Source organism: Rhodanobacter sp. A1T4 (genome assembly GCF_014207185.1).
Taxonomy (GTDB): domain Bacteria; phylum Pseudomonadota; class Gammaproteobacteria; order Xanthomonadales; family Rhodanobacteraceae; genus Rhodanobacter.
In genome coordinates this window covers 1-17,482 of sequence record NZ_JACHCP010000008.1, presented here as the reverse complement: position 1 = coordinate 17,482, position 17,482 = coordinate 1, and the positions used below count along the sequence as shown (strand labels likewise).

General features: G+C 60.6%; 12 protein-coding genes, 1 tRNA gene and 1 pseudogene. 8 read left to right on the top strand and 6 right to left on the bottom strand.

Going from position 1 to position 17,482, the window contains the following annotated elements; all coding sequences use genetic code 11:
• Nucleotides 1-3: 3 nt before the first annotated feature.
• Nucleotides 4-993 carry a multiple monosaccharide ABC transporter substrate-binding protein gene (chvE, locus tag HDE80_RS16285; protein ID WP_304625918.1) on the bottom strand — a complete coding sequence of 330 codons (990 nt, stop codon included), beginning with the start codon at nucleotides 991-993 and terminating at the stop codon, nucleotides 4-6.
• A 517-nt stretch (nucleotides 994-1,510) separates the two neighbouring features.
• Here chvE and HDE80_RS16280 point away from each other — a divergent pair.
• Nucleotides 1,511-2,656 carry an aldose epimerase family protein gene (locus tag HDE80_RS16280; protein WP_184672655.1) on the top strand — a complete coding sequence of 382 codons (1,146 nt, stop codon included), beginning with the start codon at nucleotides 1,511-1,513 and terminating at the stop codon, nucleotides 2,654-2,656.
• A gap of 18 nt (nucleotides 2,657-2,674) precedes the next feature.
• The gene (locus HDE80_RS16275) at nucleotides 2,675-4,471 is read left to right on the top strand and encodes an IlvD/Edd family dehydratase (protein ID WP_184672654.1); all 1,797 of its coding nucleotides are present in this window, start codon (nucleotides 2,675-2,677) and stop codon (nucleotides 4,469-4,471) included.
• Nucleotides 4,472-4,616: 145 nt separating this feature from the next.
• Here HDE80_RS16275 and asnB read toward each other — a convergent pair whose 3' ends face one another.
• The 5 genes from asnB to abc-f all read right to left on the bottom strand — a co-directional run bounded on the left by asnB (nucleotide 4,617) and on the right by abc-f (nucleotide 11,806).
• Nucleotides 4,617-6,299 carry an asparagine synthase B gene (gene asnB, locus HDE80_RS16270; protein WP_184672653.1) on the bottom strand — a complete coding sequence of 561 codons (1,683 nt, stop codon included), beginning with the start codon at nucleotides 6,297-6,299 and terminating at the stop codon, nucleotides 4,617-4,619.
• A 396-nt stretch (nucleotides 6,300-6,695) separates the two neighbouring features.
• Entirely contained in the window at nucleotides 6,696-7,073 is a 378-nt protein-coding gene (locus tag HDE80_RS16265; protein WP_184604165.1) for an STAS/SEC14 domain-containing protein, read from the bottom strand.
• A 90-nt stretch (nucleotides 7,074-7,163) separates the two neighbouring features.
• The gene (gene recJ / locus HDE80_RS16260; protein ID WP_184672652.1) at nucleotides 7,164-8,984 is read right to left on the bottom strand and encodes a single-stranded-DNA-specific exonuclease RecJ; all 1,821 of its coding nucleotides are present in this window, start codon (nucleotides 8,982-8,984) and stop codon (nucleotides 7,164-7,166) included.
• A complete protein-coding gene (locus HDE80_RS16255; protein WP_184672651.1) occupies nucleotides 8,945-9,877 on the bottom strand; it encodes a phosphoglycerate mutase in 933 nt (310 codons plus the stop codon). Before HDE80_RS16255 ends, recJ begins: the two co-directional genes overlap by 40 nt.
• Nucleotides 9,878-9,886: 9 nt before the next feature.
• Complete coding sequence (gene abc-f, locus HDE80_RS16250; protein ID WP_184672650.1) at nucleotides 9,887-11,806, bottom strand: ribosomal protection-like ABC-F family protein; 1,920 nt, start codon at nucleotides 11,804-11,806, stop codon at nucleotides 9,887-9,889.
• Between the two features lie 317 nt (nucleotides 11,807-12,123).
• On the opposite strand from abc-f, the gene HDE80_RS16245 reads away from it, so the two are divergent.
• The 6 genes and pseudogenes from HDE80_RS16245 to HDE80_RS16220 all read left to right on the top strand — a co-directional run.
• Entirely contained in the window at nucleotides 12,124-12,492 is a 369-nt protein-coding gene (locus HDE80_RS16245) for a hypothetical protein (RefSeq protein ID WP_184672648.1), read from the top strand.
• Nucleotides 12,493-12,623: 131 nt separating this feature from the next.
• Nucleotides 12,624-13,658 (top strand): agmatine deiminase family protein, encoded by a 1,035-nt coding sequence (locus HDE80_RS16240; RefSeq protein WP_184672646.1) that lies wholly within the window; start codon nucleotides 12,624-12,626, stop codon nucleotides 13,656-13,658.
• Nucleotides 13,659-13,778: 120 nt separating this feature from the next.
• Complete coding sequence (locus tag HDE80_RS16235; RefSeq protein WP_184672645.1) at nucleotides 13,779-14,669, top strand: carbon-nitrogen hydrolase; 891 nt, start codon at nucleotides 13,779-13,781, stop codon at nucleotides 14,667-14,669.
• Between the two features lie 80 nt (nucleotides 14,670-14,749).
• Nucleotides 14,750-15,997: a TraB/GumN family protein gene (locus tag HDE80_RS16230; RefSeq protein ID WP_184672643.1), complete on the top strand. Its 1,248-nt coding sequence runs from the start codon at nucleotides 14,750-14,752 to the stop codon at nucleotides 15,995-15,997.
• A gap of 96 nt (nucleotides 15,998-16,093) precedes the next feature.
• Nucleotides 16,094-16,180: transfer RNA gene (locus tag HDE80_RS16225), tRNA-Leu, on the top strand.
• Nucleotides 16,181-17,270: 1,090 nt separating this feature from the next.
• A pseudogene (locus HDE80_RS16220) lies at nucleotides 17,271-17,482 on the top strand (hypothetical protein); the annotation flags it as partial.

Genomic DNA, 17,482 nt, shown 5'->3' with positions numbered 1-17,482 from the left:
AAACTACTGGAGTTGCGCCGCCGTGTAGTAACCGCTGTCGACGAGTACTTTCTGGTAGTTCGCCTTTGTGACCACGGTCGGCTGGAACAGGTAAGTCGGAACGGTGATGACCTTGTTGTTATAGGTCTTGTCGTCGTTCGTTTCCGGCTTTTTGCCGGTCAGGATGTCGTTGGCCATGACAGAGGCCTGGTCGGCGAGTTGGCGCGTGTCCTTGTAAATGGTCGAGTACTGCTGGCCGGCGATGATCGACTTGACCGTTGCAGCCTCGGCATCCTGTCCGGTGATGACCGGCAGCGGCTTGGCGGACGTTCCGTAACCGGCACCTTGCAGAGCCGAGATGATACCGATCGACAGGCCGTCGTACGGCGAGAGAACGCCGTCGAGGGTCGCCCCGTCCGAGTAGGACTTCGCGATCAGGTTCTGCATGCGAGCCTTGGCGGTTGCCGGATCCCACTGCAGCGTGGCGACCTGGGTGAAGCCGGTCTGGCCACTCTTGACGACAATGGACCCATCGGCGATGTACGGCTTGAGGGTATCCATCGCTCCGTTGAAGAAGAACGTTGCGTTGTTGTCATCCGGGCTGCCGGCGAAGAGCTCGACATTCAACGGCCCTTTCTTGTCGGTCTTCTTTCCGTCAGCATCGACGAGCCCGAGGCCGGTAAGCAGGCTGGTCGCCTGGTCGACGCCGACCTTGTAGTTGTCGAACGAGACGTAGTAGTCGACGTTCTTGTTTCCGGTGAGCAGGCGGTCATAGGAGATGACCTTGATACCGGCCTTTGCTGCCGCATCGAGCTGGTCGCTGAGCGAACCACCATCGATTGACGCGACGATCAGGATCTTCGCGCCCTTGGTGATCATATTGCTCACCTGAAGAACCTGCTGCGGGATCTTGTTGTCGGCGTACTCGAGGTCGACCTTGTAGCCGAGCTTTTCGAGGTCGTCCTTGACGGCGTTGCCATCCTTGATCCAACGCTCGGAAACCTTGGTCGGCATGGCTACTCCGACAAGAGCTCCCTTGTTATCGGATGATGCGGCCGTTGTATCCGTGCCCCCACGTCCGCCGGAGCAGGCGGCGAGCGAGAACGCGAGTCCCATCGTTGCGATGCCGATCAGTAGTTTGCGTGCCTTCACTGTAGGTTACCTTTCAGTTGATTTCTGGACATCTTCATCTGTGTGGTGTTGATGAATCCGCATTGTCCGGGTACGGACTCCCTGCCGCCATCTTGGGCACAAACGGCCAGTTTTTGGATAACTCTTAGGATCCGGGCTGCAAGCCGGCAGTACGCTGATGCGTTCGTCCAGACTCGGGTCCTACAGCTTTTCAACGTCGCACCTTACTTACTGTGGTGGGGCGTTGCACGTGGAGATTGAGATCGCCTCTCGGTGGATGTCGGTGACGGGGGAAAATTCTTTACTGCAGCGCGTATCATCGCTTATCTTGTCTGAGTAATAGACTATCGACGCAACCAACGTGCGTCAACGGCCGCCTCTCGAACCGATAGGAGTAGATATGAACATGCAGCTTAAGATCACCTCTTTAGTCGTTTTCGCCGCGTTGTTTCTGTCGAATGAACACGTTTTAGCAGCCGAAGCAAGTCGCGCTGCAGCAGGCAAGCTGAAGGACGGCACCAGCGTTGACGCTATTACACTGAGTAATTCCCACGGCATCAAGGCGAGGATTCTCGCGTACGGCGCCACCCTGCAGTCACTTGTCGCACCCGACCGGAATGGCAAGCCAGCCGATGTCATCCTCGGCTACGACGATCTGAGTTCGTATGTCGATCATCCCAATTTCTTTGGTGTGACCGTCGGGCGTTATGCAAACCGCATAGCCGGTGGTCGATTCATGCTGGACGGCAAGACCTACCAGCTGCCGCTCAACGACAAGACCAACAGCCTGCACGGCGGTGGCAATGGCTTCGATAAAGCCTTATGGAAAATCGTTTCGGTAAAAAGCGGCCCCGTGGCCAGCGTCGTTCTTGCGCATCGCAGCGCGGATGGCGATTCGGGCTATCCCGGCAATCTCGATGCCACCGTGACCTATACGCTCGACGAGAAGGGCGACCTCGGCATCAAATTCGAGGCGAAAACGGATAAGCCGACCATCGTCAACATGACGAACCATGGCATCTTCAATCTTGCCGGCGAGGGCTCTCCGGATGGCGCGATGAATCAGCGCCTCACCATTCCGGCGAGCGCCATCACGCCGGTCAATACAACGCTGATACCGACCGGCAAGTTGCGTCCGGTCGCCGGTACGGTGTTCGACTTCCGCACCCCTAGGGTCATCGCTGAAGGCCTTCGCGATGGTCGCGATGAACAAATCATTTTCGGTCGCGGCTATGACCATAATTTTGCGCTTGACAAGGGCGTCACCAAAACGCCTGAGCTGTCCGCGCGGCTGGAAGATCCCGCCTCCGGCCGCGTATTGGAGGTATTGAGTACCGAGCCCGGCGTGCAGTTTTATACCGGCAACTTTCTCGACGGCACGTTCATTGGCAAGCACAGCCATGTCTACCGGATGGGTGACGGCGTCGCGCTGGAGCCGCAGAAATTTCCCGACGCGCCAAACGAGCCCAGCTTTGTGTCGGCACGCGTCGATCCCGGCAAGCCCTACGTGCACGTCATGATTTACCGTCTTTCCACGCTTCCCTGAGTGATCTGCAGCCCGCCCATGACAAATACCGCCCAACCCAAGCTTCGTTCGCGCGCCTGGTTCGACAACCCCGACAATATCGACATGACTGCGCTCTATCTGGAGCGATACCTCAACTTCGGTCTGTCGATGGAAGAACTGCGTTCGGGCAAGCCGATCATCGGCATCGCCCAGACCGGCAGCGACCTTTCGCCATGCAATCGCCATCATCTGGTGCTTGCCGATCGCGTGCGCGAAGGGATACGCGAAGCGGGCGGGATTGTGCTGGAATTCCCGGTGCACCCGATCCAGGAAACCGGCAAGCGTCCCACCGCCGGCCTCGACCGCAACCTTGCCTATCTGTCCCTGGTTGAGGTGCTGTACGGCTATCCCATCGATGGCGTCGTACTGACCATCGGCTGCGACAAGACCACGCCAGCCTGCCTCATGGCGGCGGCCACGGTGAATATCCCTGCCATCGCTCTTTCGGTCGGGCCCATGCTCAATGGCTGGCACAAAGGCGAACGCACAGGCTCAGGCACCATTGTCTGGAAAGCACGCGAGCTGTTAGCGACCGGCGCCATCGATGAGGATGGATTCATCAAACTGGTTGCATCCTCCGCTCCGTCGACCGGCTACTGCAACACGATGGGCACGGCAACGACAATGAACAGCCTGGCCGAAGCGCTCGGCATGCAGCTGCCAGGCTCGGCGGCGATCCCGGCACCGTACCGCGACCGACAGGAAATCGCCTATTACACCGGCAAACGTATCGTCGCCATGGTCGCCGAGGATTTGAAGCCCTCGGACATCCTTACCCGCGAGGCATTCCTGAATGCGATTGTGGTCAATTCCGCTATCGGTGGATCGACCAATGCGCCGATTCATCTGGCGGCAATCGCCCGTCACATCGGCGTGGATCTGGCGATCGACGACTGGCAGACGTATGGCCACAAGGTGCCGCTGATGGTCAATCTGCAGCCGTCGGGCGAGTACCTTGGTGAGGACTTCTATCGTGCCGGCGGCGTACCGGCGGTCGTGGCGGAGCTGCTAAAGCAGGGTCTGATTCACGAGGACGCCATGACGGCGAACGGCAAGTCGATCGGCGATAATTGCCGCGACGCGACGATCGAGGACGAACGCGTCATCCGCCCGTTTGCCGACCCGCTGAAAGAAAACGCCGGCTTCATCGTCTTGCGCGGCAATCTGTTTGACAGCGCGATCATGAAGACCAGCGTCATCAGCCCGCAATTTCGCGAACGTTATCTCAATAACCCGGCGGACCCCGAAGCCTTCGAGGGCCCGGCCGTCGTATTCGACGGTCCAGAGGATTACCACCACCGCATCGACGACCCCGCGCTTGGAATCACCACCGACACCCTGCTTTTCATGCGCGGAGCGGGACCGGTCGGATACCCGGGCTCTGCCGAAGTGGTGAACATGCGCCCGCCCAACTATCTCATTCGTGAAGGTGTGCACGCCCTGCCGTGTATTGGCGACGGCCGCCAGTCAGGCACTTCAGGATCGCCGTCGATTCTCAACGCAAGCCCGGAGGCTGCGGTGATGGGTGGCCTGGCGCTGATCCGCACCGGTGATCGCGTCCGCATCGACCTCGGCAAGGGCACCGCCAACGTACTGATCAGTGATGAGGAGCTGGCCGAGCGGCGGCGCGCACTGACCGAAGCGGGCGGCTATCCCTACCCTGCCTCCCAAACGCCGTGGCAGGAAATCCAGCGCAAGATCGTCGGTCAGATGGAAACCGGAGCCATTCTCGAAGGTGCTGAAAACTATCAGCAGATCGCGCAGACGAAGGGACTGCCGCGGGATAGTCATTAGACGATTGCGGGCGCATTGACGTGAGTCATGGCCAATGAGTTCGCGAGCCCGCAGACCCCGTTGATGTTGGCTCGCATCGGACACACTCAAACAAGCGGAGGAGTGCCGAGGCCTTCAGGCAGGCCTCGGCACTCCTCCAGAACGCTCAGGCCAGCGCGTCGCTGTGCACGCCGCGCACGGCGCGCCCGGATGGGTCGGCGGCATTGGCAAAGGCAGGGTCCCATGCCAGCGCGGCCGGTGACGAACAGGCGATCGACTTGCCGCCGGGCACCGTGGCCGCGCAGGCTTCACCAGGAAAGTGCTGCTCGAAGATGCGGCGATAGTAATAGGCCTCCTTGGTCGCTGGCGTATTGAATGGATAACGCGCTGCTGCAGCGGCAAATTCGCGATCACTGACGGCCTGCTCGGCCTGAGCCTTTAGCCCGTCGATCCAGCCGTAGCCGACGCCATCGCTGAACTGCTCTTTCTGGCGCCAAAGAATTTTTTCCGGCAGCGCGCCTTCGAACGCTTCGCGCAGCACTGATTTCTCTATCTTGCGTTTGCCGTCGCCGGTCTTATCGACCATCTTGTGTTTCGCGTCCATGCCCATCGCCACATCGATGAACTCCAGATCGAGAAACGGCACCCGTGCCTCGACACCCCAGGCCATCATCGCCTTGTTGGCACGCAGGCAGTCGTAGCTGTGCAGCGCGTCGATCTTACGCACAGTCTCCTCGTGGAACGCCTCAGCTGACGGTGCCTTATGGAAATACAGGTAACCGCCGAACAGCTCGTCCGAGCCCTCGCCCGATAGCACCATCTTCACGCCCATCGCCTTGATGCGACGCGCCAGCAGATACATCGGTGTGGCAGCGCGGATGGTAGTGACGTCATACGTTTCGATATGACGAATCACCTCGGGCAACGCGTCCAACCCTTCCCAGAAGGTGTAGACGAAACCGTGATGCACGGTGCCCAACGCATCGGCGGCGATCTGCGCCGCGGCCAGATCGGGTGAGCCGTCCAGGCCGATCGCGAACGAATGCAGCCGCGGCCACCAAGCCTCGCTGCGATCCTCGTCCTCGATGCGCTCACGGGCAAAACGGGCCGCGCACGCAGCGACCAGTGACGAATCAAGGCCACCGGATAGCAGCACGCCATAGGGCACATCAGTCATCAGCTGGCGATGTACAGCCTGCTCAAAAGCGAGCTTCAGATCGGCCGGTTCCACTGACTCTCCCTGTGTATGCGCATAGTCGCGCCATGGTTTGACGTAGTACTGGCGCAGCTCACCACTGACACTGTCGTAGATATGGCCGGGCGGAAACGCTGTGACATCGGCGCACAGCCCGACCAGCGATTTCATCTCAGAGGCCACGCACAGACGGCCATGCGTATCGTGACCCCAATACAGCGGGCACACACCGATCGGGTCGCGGGCAATCAGGTAGCGCTGCGCTTCACCGTCCCATAGCGCGAACGCGAAGATGCCGTTGAGCTTGTTGATGAAATCCTCGTCACCATCGCGGTACATCGCGTTGATGACTTCACAATCGGAACCGGTGGTGAAATCGTAATCACTACCGGCACGCAGTTCGCGGTGGTTGTAGATCTCGCCGTTCACCGCGAGCGCCAGCGCGCCGTCGCGCGAGCGCAGCGGTTGCGCACCGCTGGCTGGGTCAACGATGGCGAGGCGCTCGTGCACCAGGATCGCGCCAGCGTCGACAAATACGCCGCTCCAGTCCGGCCCGCGATGGCGCTGCCGTTGCGAGAGTTCCAAAGCCTGGCGACGCAACTGTGCCAGATCATCGCCCGGCTGCAGATCAAACATTCCAAAAATCGAACACATCGCACTTCCCCTTTGTTTGTCTGAATAGACTTTCCAATTACAAACCGGGATACCCGGCGATTTATTCCTGCGTTTCGGCATAAGGCCATCCATGTGCTGGCCGGAAATTGCTCCTGCATTTCCGGCATACCGGCCATCCATGGCCATAACGAAGAAGGCCCGCACTGGGCGGGCCTTCTTCGCGTGTCTTTCGTGGAATCCGAACTACGCGAGGGCCCGCCAACGGTTGGCGTTATTATTCGCGCGATTATTGTTGTTGCCCGCAAGCACAACCGTCTGTGCGGGGAGCACATCGGTGGTCAAGAAGCTGGCGGTCATTGAAGTCATAGCCTGACTAAAACAGATACAGCGCTTCGGCGCAAGTCCATCGATGCATTGATTGGGTTGTTGCCCTGCTTACTCACCCCGTGGCAGCTCGCTGATCCAGCTTCTGGCCTCGGCGAGTTGAGCATTGCCGAACAGCCGGAATTCTGCCGGAACGGCAAAGCCCATTGCCGTCGCCGTCATGCGCAACCACGGGACGTCAGTGACCAGCGCCACGCGATCCCAGCCGCTGAGATGACGCATGCCGAGTTTGGCGTCGTCCCACATGGCGCCGGGATCGAAACCAGTGAAGTCCTCGCCAATGTGATAAATCAGCCGCAATTTGCGATTCAACGCGAACGCCGCCTCGACATCAGGAACAATCACGCGTTCATAGTCGGCGGCCGTGACCTGGCCAATGGCGCGAAAGCCCAGCGTACCGGCAGGCAGTCCTTGCATTTGTTCGATCATCGCGTGCTCCTCGTATAAATGCCTGCAACGAATCTATCAGCAGCCGGGATCAATCGGCGTGAACGGCGCAGCCTGATCCAATCACTTCGATCAGATCGCTTCGATATGTCGCAACAACAGCCGCGGCGTTTCGCGCCCCTGCCAGTCGTTGATGGTGAGTTCGTAGACGGCGCGTAACCGCGTCGGCGGTGGCGTGCCGTGATACGCGTTGAACATCACCGCGTCATGCATGGCGCCATCTCGGGGATCGCGCAACTGCAGGCGCAGATGACGCTCGCCCATCAGCTTCCAGCTTTGGCATTCGAAGGCGTTGTCGAACAGTGGCTCGGGAAACGCCTGGCCCCAGGGACCGGCCTGCCGCAGCTGCCGGGCCAGGTTCAGCGATGCCGCACCAACTGGCAGTTCGCCGTCGGTATGCAGCACGGCCTGCAGCTGATCGGCATCGATCAGTTCGCGCGCAATCGCATCGAACGCCTCAGCAAAACGCGGGTAGTCGCTCGTTTTGAGACTCAGGCCCGCCGCCATCGCATGGCCACCGAAGCGTTCGATCAAACCCGGGTGACGTGCATCGATGGCGGCCAGCGCATCGCGGATATGAAAACCGGAAATCGAGCGCGCCGAGCCACGCAACTCATCGGTATTGTCTTCGCTGGCAGGCGCAAAAGCGATGACAGGACGATGCAATCGATCCTTCAGTTTGGAAGCCACCAGCCCCACCACACCAGCATGCCAGGACGGTTCGAACAACGTTACGCCGATCGCATCGGTATGTGCAGCGCCAGCCGCCATCAGTTCGGCCTCAGCCACCATCGATGCCTGCAGGTCACGGCGCTCCATATTGATCGCGCTCAGCTGTTCCGCGTAACGATACGCCTGCCCTACATCGTCGGTAAGCAGGCACTCGATGCCGAGGCGCATATCTTCCAGCCGACCGGCTGCATTCAAGCGCGGGCCAACGACATAACCCAGATCACTGGCGCAAAGCGTGGCGATGCTGCGCTTGCCCGACTCGATTAGCGCAATGATGCCGGCACAGCCACGACCGCTGCGAATACGCTTGAGCCCCGCTTCGATCAGCACGCGGTTGTTGAAATCCAGCGGCACCAGATCAGCCACCGTACCCAGGGCGACCAGATCAAGCAGCACCGAAAGATCGGGGCGTTGACCGTTTTGGTGATCAGCGCCATCGCTGGGATACATCCGCGCACGCAGAGCCAGCAACAAGTAAAACATCACACCCACGCCAGCCAATGCTTTGCTCGGGAAGGCTTTATTCAAGGACGCGTCGTGCGCGCAAACATCACAAGGTGGGCTTCCATGCCCGCACTTTTCAAGGTAAACCAGATTCGGATTGACCATCGCATCTGCGGCAGGCAAGTGTTCGCCCGGTAGATGGTGATCGGTAATGATGACCTTGATACCGCGCGCTCTGGCCGCCGCCACGCCAGCCACGCTGGCCACGCCGTTGTCGACGGTGACGATCAGCTGCGGTGTCGGCTGCATCGATTCGACCAGCGCCGCACTGAGCCCGTAGCCGTGGATGAAACGATGCGGCACTGCATAACTCACCCGCTTCGCACCCAGCAGCCGCAGCCCACGCACGGCAACGGCAGTACCAGTGGCGCCATCGCAGTCGTAGTCACCGGCAATCACGATGGTCCAGTCGTCACGAATCGCCTCGAGCAGAATCTCGATCGCCTGCGCCATGCCGCCCAATGTTTGTGGCGACAACATGCGCGCCAGTCGATGCTCCACTTGATCCGGTGTCAGCACGCCACGCGCCGCATAAACCTGTTGCAGTACGGCGTGCACTGAATCAGGCCAACCGCTGGGCTTTCCCAAGGCGGTGCGACGGCGCAGCTGCGGCACGATCAACGCCCTGCCCTCCGCCACACGCGCCAGCGATGCCATGGCTGGCTCTGCCAACGTTCGGCGCTGGCGAAATGCAATCGCACCGATTGTCGACGCAGCAGCGGCTGAAGGATAACCAGCCACTCCGACTCGATTTTTCTGATCGGCAAATCCTGTAAATCAATCAGCCATCCATTCGATGCGGCAGCGACGTTTTGTGGTGTTCGTGCCAGAACCTTGATGCCGGCTTGTGCCGCCAGTGCGGTGAGCAGTAAGTCGTCGCTGATCACGCCATTCAACTCGCTAGCCAGCGGCGATGGCAAAGAGCCACCGCCCCATAGCCAAATGCTGTTCACTGGTGCGAGCCCACGTGCGCGACGATCGGTGTTCAACGGATGCTGATGCAGCAGCACCTGGATGTCGTTGAGCAGCACGCGCCAGCGGCGACCCTCAACACCCTGCGGCAAGTGCTGCGAAAGATCTTCGCCCAGCGCCTGCTCTGGCGCGGCAAAATCTGGCAGCGGCGTGTTCGATGGCAGACGCACATGCCAGCGATCGGGCGTGGTGATTTTCAGTTCAATGCCAGCGTCATCAAATGCGGGGCGCAGCGCTTCAGCAAACGCGAGCGCTTCGTCCATTGTCAGCTGTAGCTGCCCACAGGCAAGCAGCCTTACGCCATTCATCTCGGGCTGTACCCAGGCCGGATCGGCGGACAGCCAAGTATATGCACCAGTATCGTGTGCAATGTAATCACGGGTTGTAGCAGCAGCGGCCAACGCGCTATCGGCGCCGACAAAGTAATCGCCCAGGCCGGCCAGATAGCCGGCGCGTCCATCGGTGAGTCGATCGGCGCGAACCAGCAAATCACGCAAATCACGCAGCGCAGCGCCAGAGCTAACCGGCGGCAGCGCCGGTAACCACACATGTACCGTTGGCTCCGGCTTCGCTGTCATGCCCGCACCTTAAGCTTCCAACTGCTCGTGGATTTCCAGCCACTCGGTTTCCAGCGCTTCCTTTTCCTTGCGCAATTCGGTCTGTCGCTGGCCCAGACGCATCATTTCGCCGGTCGGGCCGTTATACGTGGCCGGATCGGCCAACGTCGTTTCCAGCGTTGCCAGTTCAGCGTCGATAGAGGCGGTGCGCGATTCGATCTTTTTCACACGCTGCCGCGAAACTTTTTCGTTCTCACGCTGAGCCGCATGATTGCGCTTACGCTCTTCCGACGATTCGATCTTGATCACCGGCGCTTCCGGCTTGGCTGCCGCGCCAGCCTTGGCCGCCTTCTTATTGGCTGAGCCGCGCGAGCGCAGCCACTTCGCATAATCGTCCAGGTCGCCGTCGAAGCCTTCCACCACACCGTCAGCTACGCGCCAGAAGCTGTCACAGACCAGACCAAGCAAATGGCGATCGTGCGACACCAGCACCAGCGCGCCGTCGAAGTCGGACAACGCGTCGGCCAGTGCCTCGCGCATGTCCAGATCGAGATGGTTGGTCGGTTCGTCGAGCAGCAGCAGATTGGGCTTGTCCCACGCGATCAGGGCGAGCGCTAAACGCGCACGCTCGCCACCGGAGAAACCGTCCACCGACTCGAACGCGCGATCACCCGCAAAATTCCAGGTGCCGAGGAAATCGCGCATCACCTGGGTCGCCACGCCCGGCGCCTTGTCCATCAGATGTTCCAGCGGACTGGCGCCTTCGCGCAGGCTCTCGACGGTGTGCTGGGCGAAGTAGCCGATCTTCAGGTCCTTGTGCGCCTTACGCTCGCCGCTGAACGGATCGAGTTCGCCGACCAACGTCTTCACCAGGGTCGATTTACCCGCACCGTTCGGACCGAGCAGACCGATGCGGTCACCCGCTTCCAGGCTAAAGCGCACGTTGTCCAGGATGATGTTGTCCGGGCCGCCCTTCTCGTCGGCATAACCGGTGACGATCTCTTCAAGTTGCAGCATCGAGTCCGGCAAACGATCCGGTTTGGCGAACTGAAAATGGAAAGAGCGATCCGCACGTACTGCCTCGGTACCCGCCAGTTTCTCCAACCGTTTCATGCGCGACTGCGCCTGCTTGGCCTTGCTGGCCTTGGCCTTGAAGCGATCGACAAAGGATTGCAGGTGCGCGCGCTCGGCCTGCTCGCGCTCGTGGGTGATCTGCTGCTGGCGCAACTGCTCGGCACGCAGACGCTCGAAGGCGCTGTAGTTGCCGGTGTACATCTTTGCCTTACCGTCATGCAGATGCATGGTGTGGGTAATCACGCCATCGAGAAATTCACGATCGTGCGAAATGATCAGCAAGGTACCCTGATAGCGGCGCAGCCACTCCTCCAGCCACAGCACTGCATCCAGATCGAGATGGTTGGTGGGCTCGTCGAGCAGCAGCAGCTCCGACGGCGCCATCAGTGCCCGCGCCAGATTGAGCCGCACGCGCCAGCCACCCGAGAACTCCTGCACCGCGCGCTCATGGGTTTCCGGCGGAAAGCCCAGGCCGTGCAACAGCTTGCCGGCACGAGCGCGGCCGTCATAACCATGCAGTTCCTCGATACGCTGATGCGCACGCGCCATCGCCTCGGTATCGCCGCTTTCGGCGGCGTCACTCTCTTCCTGCAGCACGGCAGCAAGCTCTTCATCGCCGCCCAATACATAGTCGATGGCGGCGTCGGGCAGCGCCGGGGTTTCCTGCGCCACCGAGGCCAGCCGCAGCTTGGCCGGGATATCCAACTGGCCGGCATCGCCGTCCAGCTTGCCCTGCAAAGCCGCGAACAGGCTGGATTTGCCGCAGCCATTGCGGCCGATCACGCCCAGGCGCCAGCCGGTCTGGATCACCAGATCGATATCGGAAAGCAGCAAACGGCTGCCGCGGCGCAAGGCAAAGTGTCGAAAAGCAATCATGGTGTCGCTGGTGTCCGAATCGGGCAGGCTGTGACCCGCAGCCGCCCATGATAGCGGGGATCAAGGTATTCTCGCCCAATCGGAGTGCTGCGCCGAGGTGAGAGGGAATGCCGATCCGGTCGCAATCGCACCACATCGACATGGCGTAACTTACAAATATGTTTGCCACAAGTGGCGTCGTCGATACTGTGCTCGCCACTATGTAGCGCGGCATCACGGGTTTTGCTACAACATGTTTCATAGAGTCTTGGTTTCATAGAGTCTTGCGTGCATAAAATCTTGTGCGTACACAGCCTTAGTTAGGGATAGGGGGAGCCATGGTCAAGTTCATCCGCCGTTTGCCGGTCATCGTCGTGCTGGCAGCTATCGGCAGTTTCGCTGCCTCGTCAGGTGTCAGCGCTGCTCCACAGACGCAGACGCACGGCGACAACCTGCTGGTGCATCGCGTGCAGCAGGAAAACGGCATGAACCTGCCTAGCCGCGGCATGAGCATGGCGCAGGTTGAAAAGGCCTACGGCGCGCCGCAGAGCAAGCTGTCGCCACGCGGCGGTGATAGCAGCAAGCATCCGGTGATCAACCGTTGGGACTACGCCAACTTCATCGTGTATTTCGAGCGCAGCCACGTCATCCACTCGGTGCTGAACACGCCGGCGGGCAATAACACCAACCCCGCTGCCGTCAACTGAACAGCGTCAATTGATTGGGCCCTCCAGGAACGCGGCCTGTGGCGACACAGGCCGCGTATGTATGTGGCTGTAAAACCCCCGTCGTACAATGGAAAGCTATTGCTCTCCATCTACGCTTGAGAACTCTTCGCATGACCGACCACACCTTGCGCCTGCCGGCGGAATGGGAGCCGCAGTCCGCGGTGCTGATCGCCTGGCCACACGCTGGCACTGATTGGGCCGAACGCCTGGACAGCGTTGAAACGACCTATACCGCGCTGGCGGCAGCCGTCACCCGCTTCCAGCCGCTGATCATCGTGGTGCCCGATGCGGACCTGCACGCGCATGTCGAAACACTGCTGCGCGAGCATGGCGTTGACCTGAAGCCTGTGCGCTTTGTCGAACTGCCTTACGACGACACCTGGCTGCGTGATTCCGGCCCGATCACCCTGAGTGCGTGCGACGACAGCTATCAGCTCACCGATTTCCGCTTTACCGGCTGGGGTGGCAAGTTCAGTTCGACGCAGGACGACGCCCTCGTCGCCGGGCTGGTCGAGGCCGGCGTGTTTGGCAAAGCAACGCATCGACGTATCGACTGGGCGCTGGAAGGCGGTGCGATCGAGAGCGATGGCGAAGGTACCGTGCTCACTACCTGGCGCTGCCTGGTGCAGCGCCACCCCGAGCAGTCGCGCGAGGAAATGAGCGCGATATTGAGCGACGGCCTGCACGCCGAGCGCGTGCTATGGCTAGATTACGGCTACCTCGAAGGCGATGACACCGACGCGCACATCGACACCTTGGCCCGCTTCGCGCCAGGCGCGCGCATCGTGTTCCAGGCCTGCAACGATGCCAGCGATCCTCATCACGACGAACTTCAACGCATGGCCGACGAACTGGCCGCCTTGCGCACCAGCGATGGTCGTCCGTATCAGCTCTATCCGCTGCCGTGGGCGCAACCGATTCTTGATGAAGGCCGCCGGCTCGCTGCCTCGTACGCCAACTACCTGATCGTCAACGGTGCCGTGCTGGTACCGGCCTACGGCGATCCGGCCGATGATGAAGCCGCCCGCATCGTCGGCTCAGCCCATCCCGGTCGCGAGATCGTGCAGGTGCCCTGCCGCCCGCTGATCTGGCAGAACGGCAGCCTGCACTGCATCACCATGCAGTTGCCTTCCGGCTTGGCCTGAGAGCCTGTTCACGCTCTCCACGTAGTCCGCAGGCAGAATGTGAACAGGTCCTGGGATTTTCCGCATCGGCTAAACTTGACGGCTAGCCACTCAAAAAGCTGTAGCCCGAGGATTGAGCCCATGACCCGCAAGACCCTGAAGGTCGCCCTGCTGCAGGAAACCCATCGCGGCAGCCGCGATGCGAATCTCGATGCGATCGAAGCAGGTCTGCGCGAGGCGGCGACAGTAGGCGTCGAACTGGTGTTGCTGCAGGAGCTGCACAACGGGCCGTATTTCTGCCAGCGCGAATCGGTGGAGGAATTCGACCAGGCGGAGAGCATTCCCGGCCCCGGCACCGAGCGGATCGGTCAGCTGGCGGCGGAACTGAAGCTGGTGATCGTAGCTTCGCTGTTCGAGAGACGCGCCACCGGCCTGTATCACAACACGGCCGTGGTGTTCGATCGCTCGGCGGCGATCGCAGGCAAGTACCGCAAGATGCATATTCCGGACGATCCGGCCTTCTACGAAAAATTCTATTTCACGCCCGGCGATCTCGGCTTCGAGCCGATCAATACCTCGGTCGGTCGGCTCGGTGTGCTGGTGTGCTGGGATCAGTGGTATCCCGAAGCCGCGCGCCTGATGGCGCTGGCCGGTGCGGACCTGCTGCTGTATCCCACGGCAATAGGCTGGGATCCCAACGATGACCAAGCCGAAAAGGATCGCCAGCGCGACGCGTGGATCACCGTGCAGCGTGGTCACGCCGTTGCCAATGGCCTGCCGCTGCTGGCGTGCAATCGCACCGGCCACGAATCCGACCCCTCGGGCGTGGGTGCCGGCATCACCTTCTGGGGCAGCAGCTTTGTCGCCGGCCCGCAGGGCGAGTTCCTGGCACAGGCCGAAACCGAAGGTCGCGTGCTGCTGATCGCCGATATCGACCTGGCCCGCAGCGAGCACGTGCGGCGCATCTGGCCGTTCCTGCGCGACCGCCGTATCGATGCGTATGACGATCTGCTCAAGCGCTTCCGTGACTGAAGCGACGCACCAGCGTCGCTTGTTCCCTGCCGCCGTCATCCCCATGACTGCCCTAATCCCACGACTGGCACGCTGATCGCATGAGTTTTCCCGAAACCAGCTCTCCCGAAACCGGCAGCGCTCTATTGCCAGCGCTGCAAGGCCAGCCGATCGAACGCGTGCAGCGCGACGGTGTGGAATACGTGGTGCTGGGCACCGCGCACGTATCAAAAGTCAGTGTGGACGCCGTCGATGCGCTGCTGGCAAACGAGCACTTCGACGCCGTCGCCATCGAACTATGCGACAGCCGCGCGCAAAGCATGCGCGATCCGGAAGCGTTCAAGCAGATGGACCTGTTCAAGGTGATCCGCCAGGGCAAGGCCGGCATGGTCGCCGCCAGCCTGGTGCTGTCCACCTTCCAGAAGCGTCTGGCCGACCAGTCCGGCATCCAGCCAGGCGCCGAAATGAAGGCCGCGATGGACGGCGCCGATAAACGTGCACTGCCGCTGTGGCTGGTCGATCGCGAAGTCGGCACCACGCTGAAACGCGCGTGGCACAGCGTTGGTTTCTGGCAACGCTTCGGCTTGCTCGGCGGCCTGCTCGCCAGCGTGTTCGAGCGCGAGGCGATCGAGCAGGAAGAAATCGAAAAGCTGAAACAGGGCGACCTGCTGGAAAGTGCCTTCAGTGAATTCGCCAGCGAATCCAAGCCGCTTTATCAAAGCCTGATCGGCGAACGCGATGCCTTCATGGCTGCACGACTGCGCGAAGAAGCTGCGCGCACGGCCACCGCAGAACCACGTCGCGTACTGGTCGTCATCGGCGCAGGCCATCTCAAAGGTTTGACCGGATTGCTACGCGAGCAGCAGGACGACCCCGCGACCATCGTCGCCAATCTCGCCAGCACGCCACCGAAGGCACGCTGGCCGAAATGGGTGGCCTTGATTCTGGTGTTGGCCGTGTTCGCCGCGATTGGCTATGCGTTCCATCGCAACACCGCTCTGGGCGCGCAGGCACTGCGTGACTGGGTGCTCTACACCGCAGGTTTCTCCGCGCTCGGTGCCTTGATCGCCGGTGGTCACCCGCTGAGCATCCTCGCCGCGTTCATCGCCGGGCCGATCAAACCGTTTCGGCCCGGCATCCCTTCCGGCGGTATCAGCGCCATGGCCGAGGCCTGGGTACGCCGCCCGCGCGTGATCGACTTCGACACCTTGCGCGACGATATCGGCCACTGGAGCGGCTGGTGGAAAAACCGTGTAGCCCGCACCCTGCTGAATTTCTTTCTGGTCAGCCTCGGCACCATCATCGGCGAATACACCGCCGGCATCCATATCTTCAAAAGCCTGCTCTGAGGGTTTGTATTGATCGAGTAACGCGCGGCTAATCGCTTCACGCGTGTTACGATTCGCACCGCCTGCGGCCTCCGGCGCAGCGCCTCGCACACATCCGCCCAGATGGCGAAACTGGTAGACGCAAGGGACTTAAAATCCCTCGACCTCACGGTCTTGCGGGTTCGATCCCCGCTCTGGGCACCATGAACACCCACGCTTTTCAAGTATTTCTCACCATGAACACTGGTCCGCAATTCAATTATAGAAACGGGCCGTAATTCACCTTGTGGCAGTAACAGCCGGATTCTAAAGCAGACTGCTACTCAAAGCGGGAGGACGTTAAGTGAACCTGCAGCTCTGAATGTTGGGGGCGGTGGCGATGGCGACCTGAGAGGTTGCGGTCTGCGCCACTAATTAACTATCTCCTTCCCCTTTTCCGAACTTAACTACCCCGTCCCGTTTTCCGCTGACTCTGAGCCGTAGCACTTTTCCTACAACACCATCCCCCATGGGCATTACGATCGCTGACGAAGCCGCCACAAGACGGGCATTTGAGCGGCAAAGCCGAAGCCGAGAAGTGCGCCGCGCAAAAAGTGGAGTGGTACGGGCTTGAGCCCAAAGTCGATATCCATACTCCAGCATCCTAGAGCAAGGGCCATGCAAAGCAGGCCGATCTTCGACAGAGTGCGAAATCGAGAATCGCGATCATTACTTGGGCGCACGGTCCGTTCCTCAGATTGCTCGGGCTAAACGGTGATCTCTCATCTGAGCCGCAAAGGCAGTCGACTTGGAGCGCCTAATGCTGATCCCATTAATTTCACACTGTCAAGACAGAAAACTTTTTGACCTTATCTGTAACTTAGGCCACTACAAATACGGGGATAAGGTCAGTCCTGATAGTTGACCGTCATGATGGCGGCGCGCTGCCAGTCGGTGGATGGACGTCCATAGCTAGCCACTTGCGACACCGTACCGTCGGTGTTGTAAGCAGTAAGTAGGTCAGTACCCGTTGCGTCGATCGCGCGCGGCGGTTGACACCACCGACCTGCGATAGCAGACTCGATTTCAAGGAGCGTCGAAACTCCCCTAACAGCGGTACCCACCTCCGACAAACTGGTGGGTTTTTTGTACCTGTTTGCAGGTGCAAGCCGACGTAATTCCTGCGTCGGGAGGGCGGCTAATACAACACCCGCAAGGGAAATAAGCCCGCCGTCTGTTAGCGGTTTCGAACCTCCCGACTTCCCGTCCGGCGTCATGCCGTGGACGGACACTGCGATGGAATCAGGAGGCGGCCATGTCGACGTTCGATGCGGATGATCGGGACACGATGGGTTATTTTCTGCCGGAGGACAGCCAGCTCCGGCTGCAGAAACTGCGCGAGTACGCCGAGTTCCTTTCGCATATAGCGCAGCCGCGCACGGCGGACGTGGCGCAGGAATGGATCCCCGAGATTCGCGTGGGCGAAGTGGCGATCTGCCTGGAATTGCTGGCGGAGCAGATGGGGCT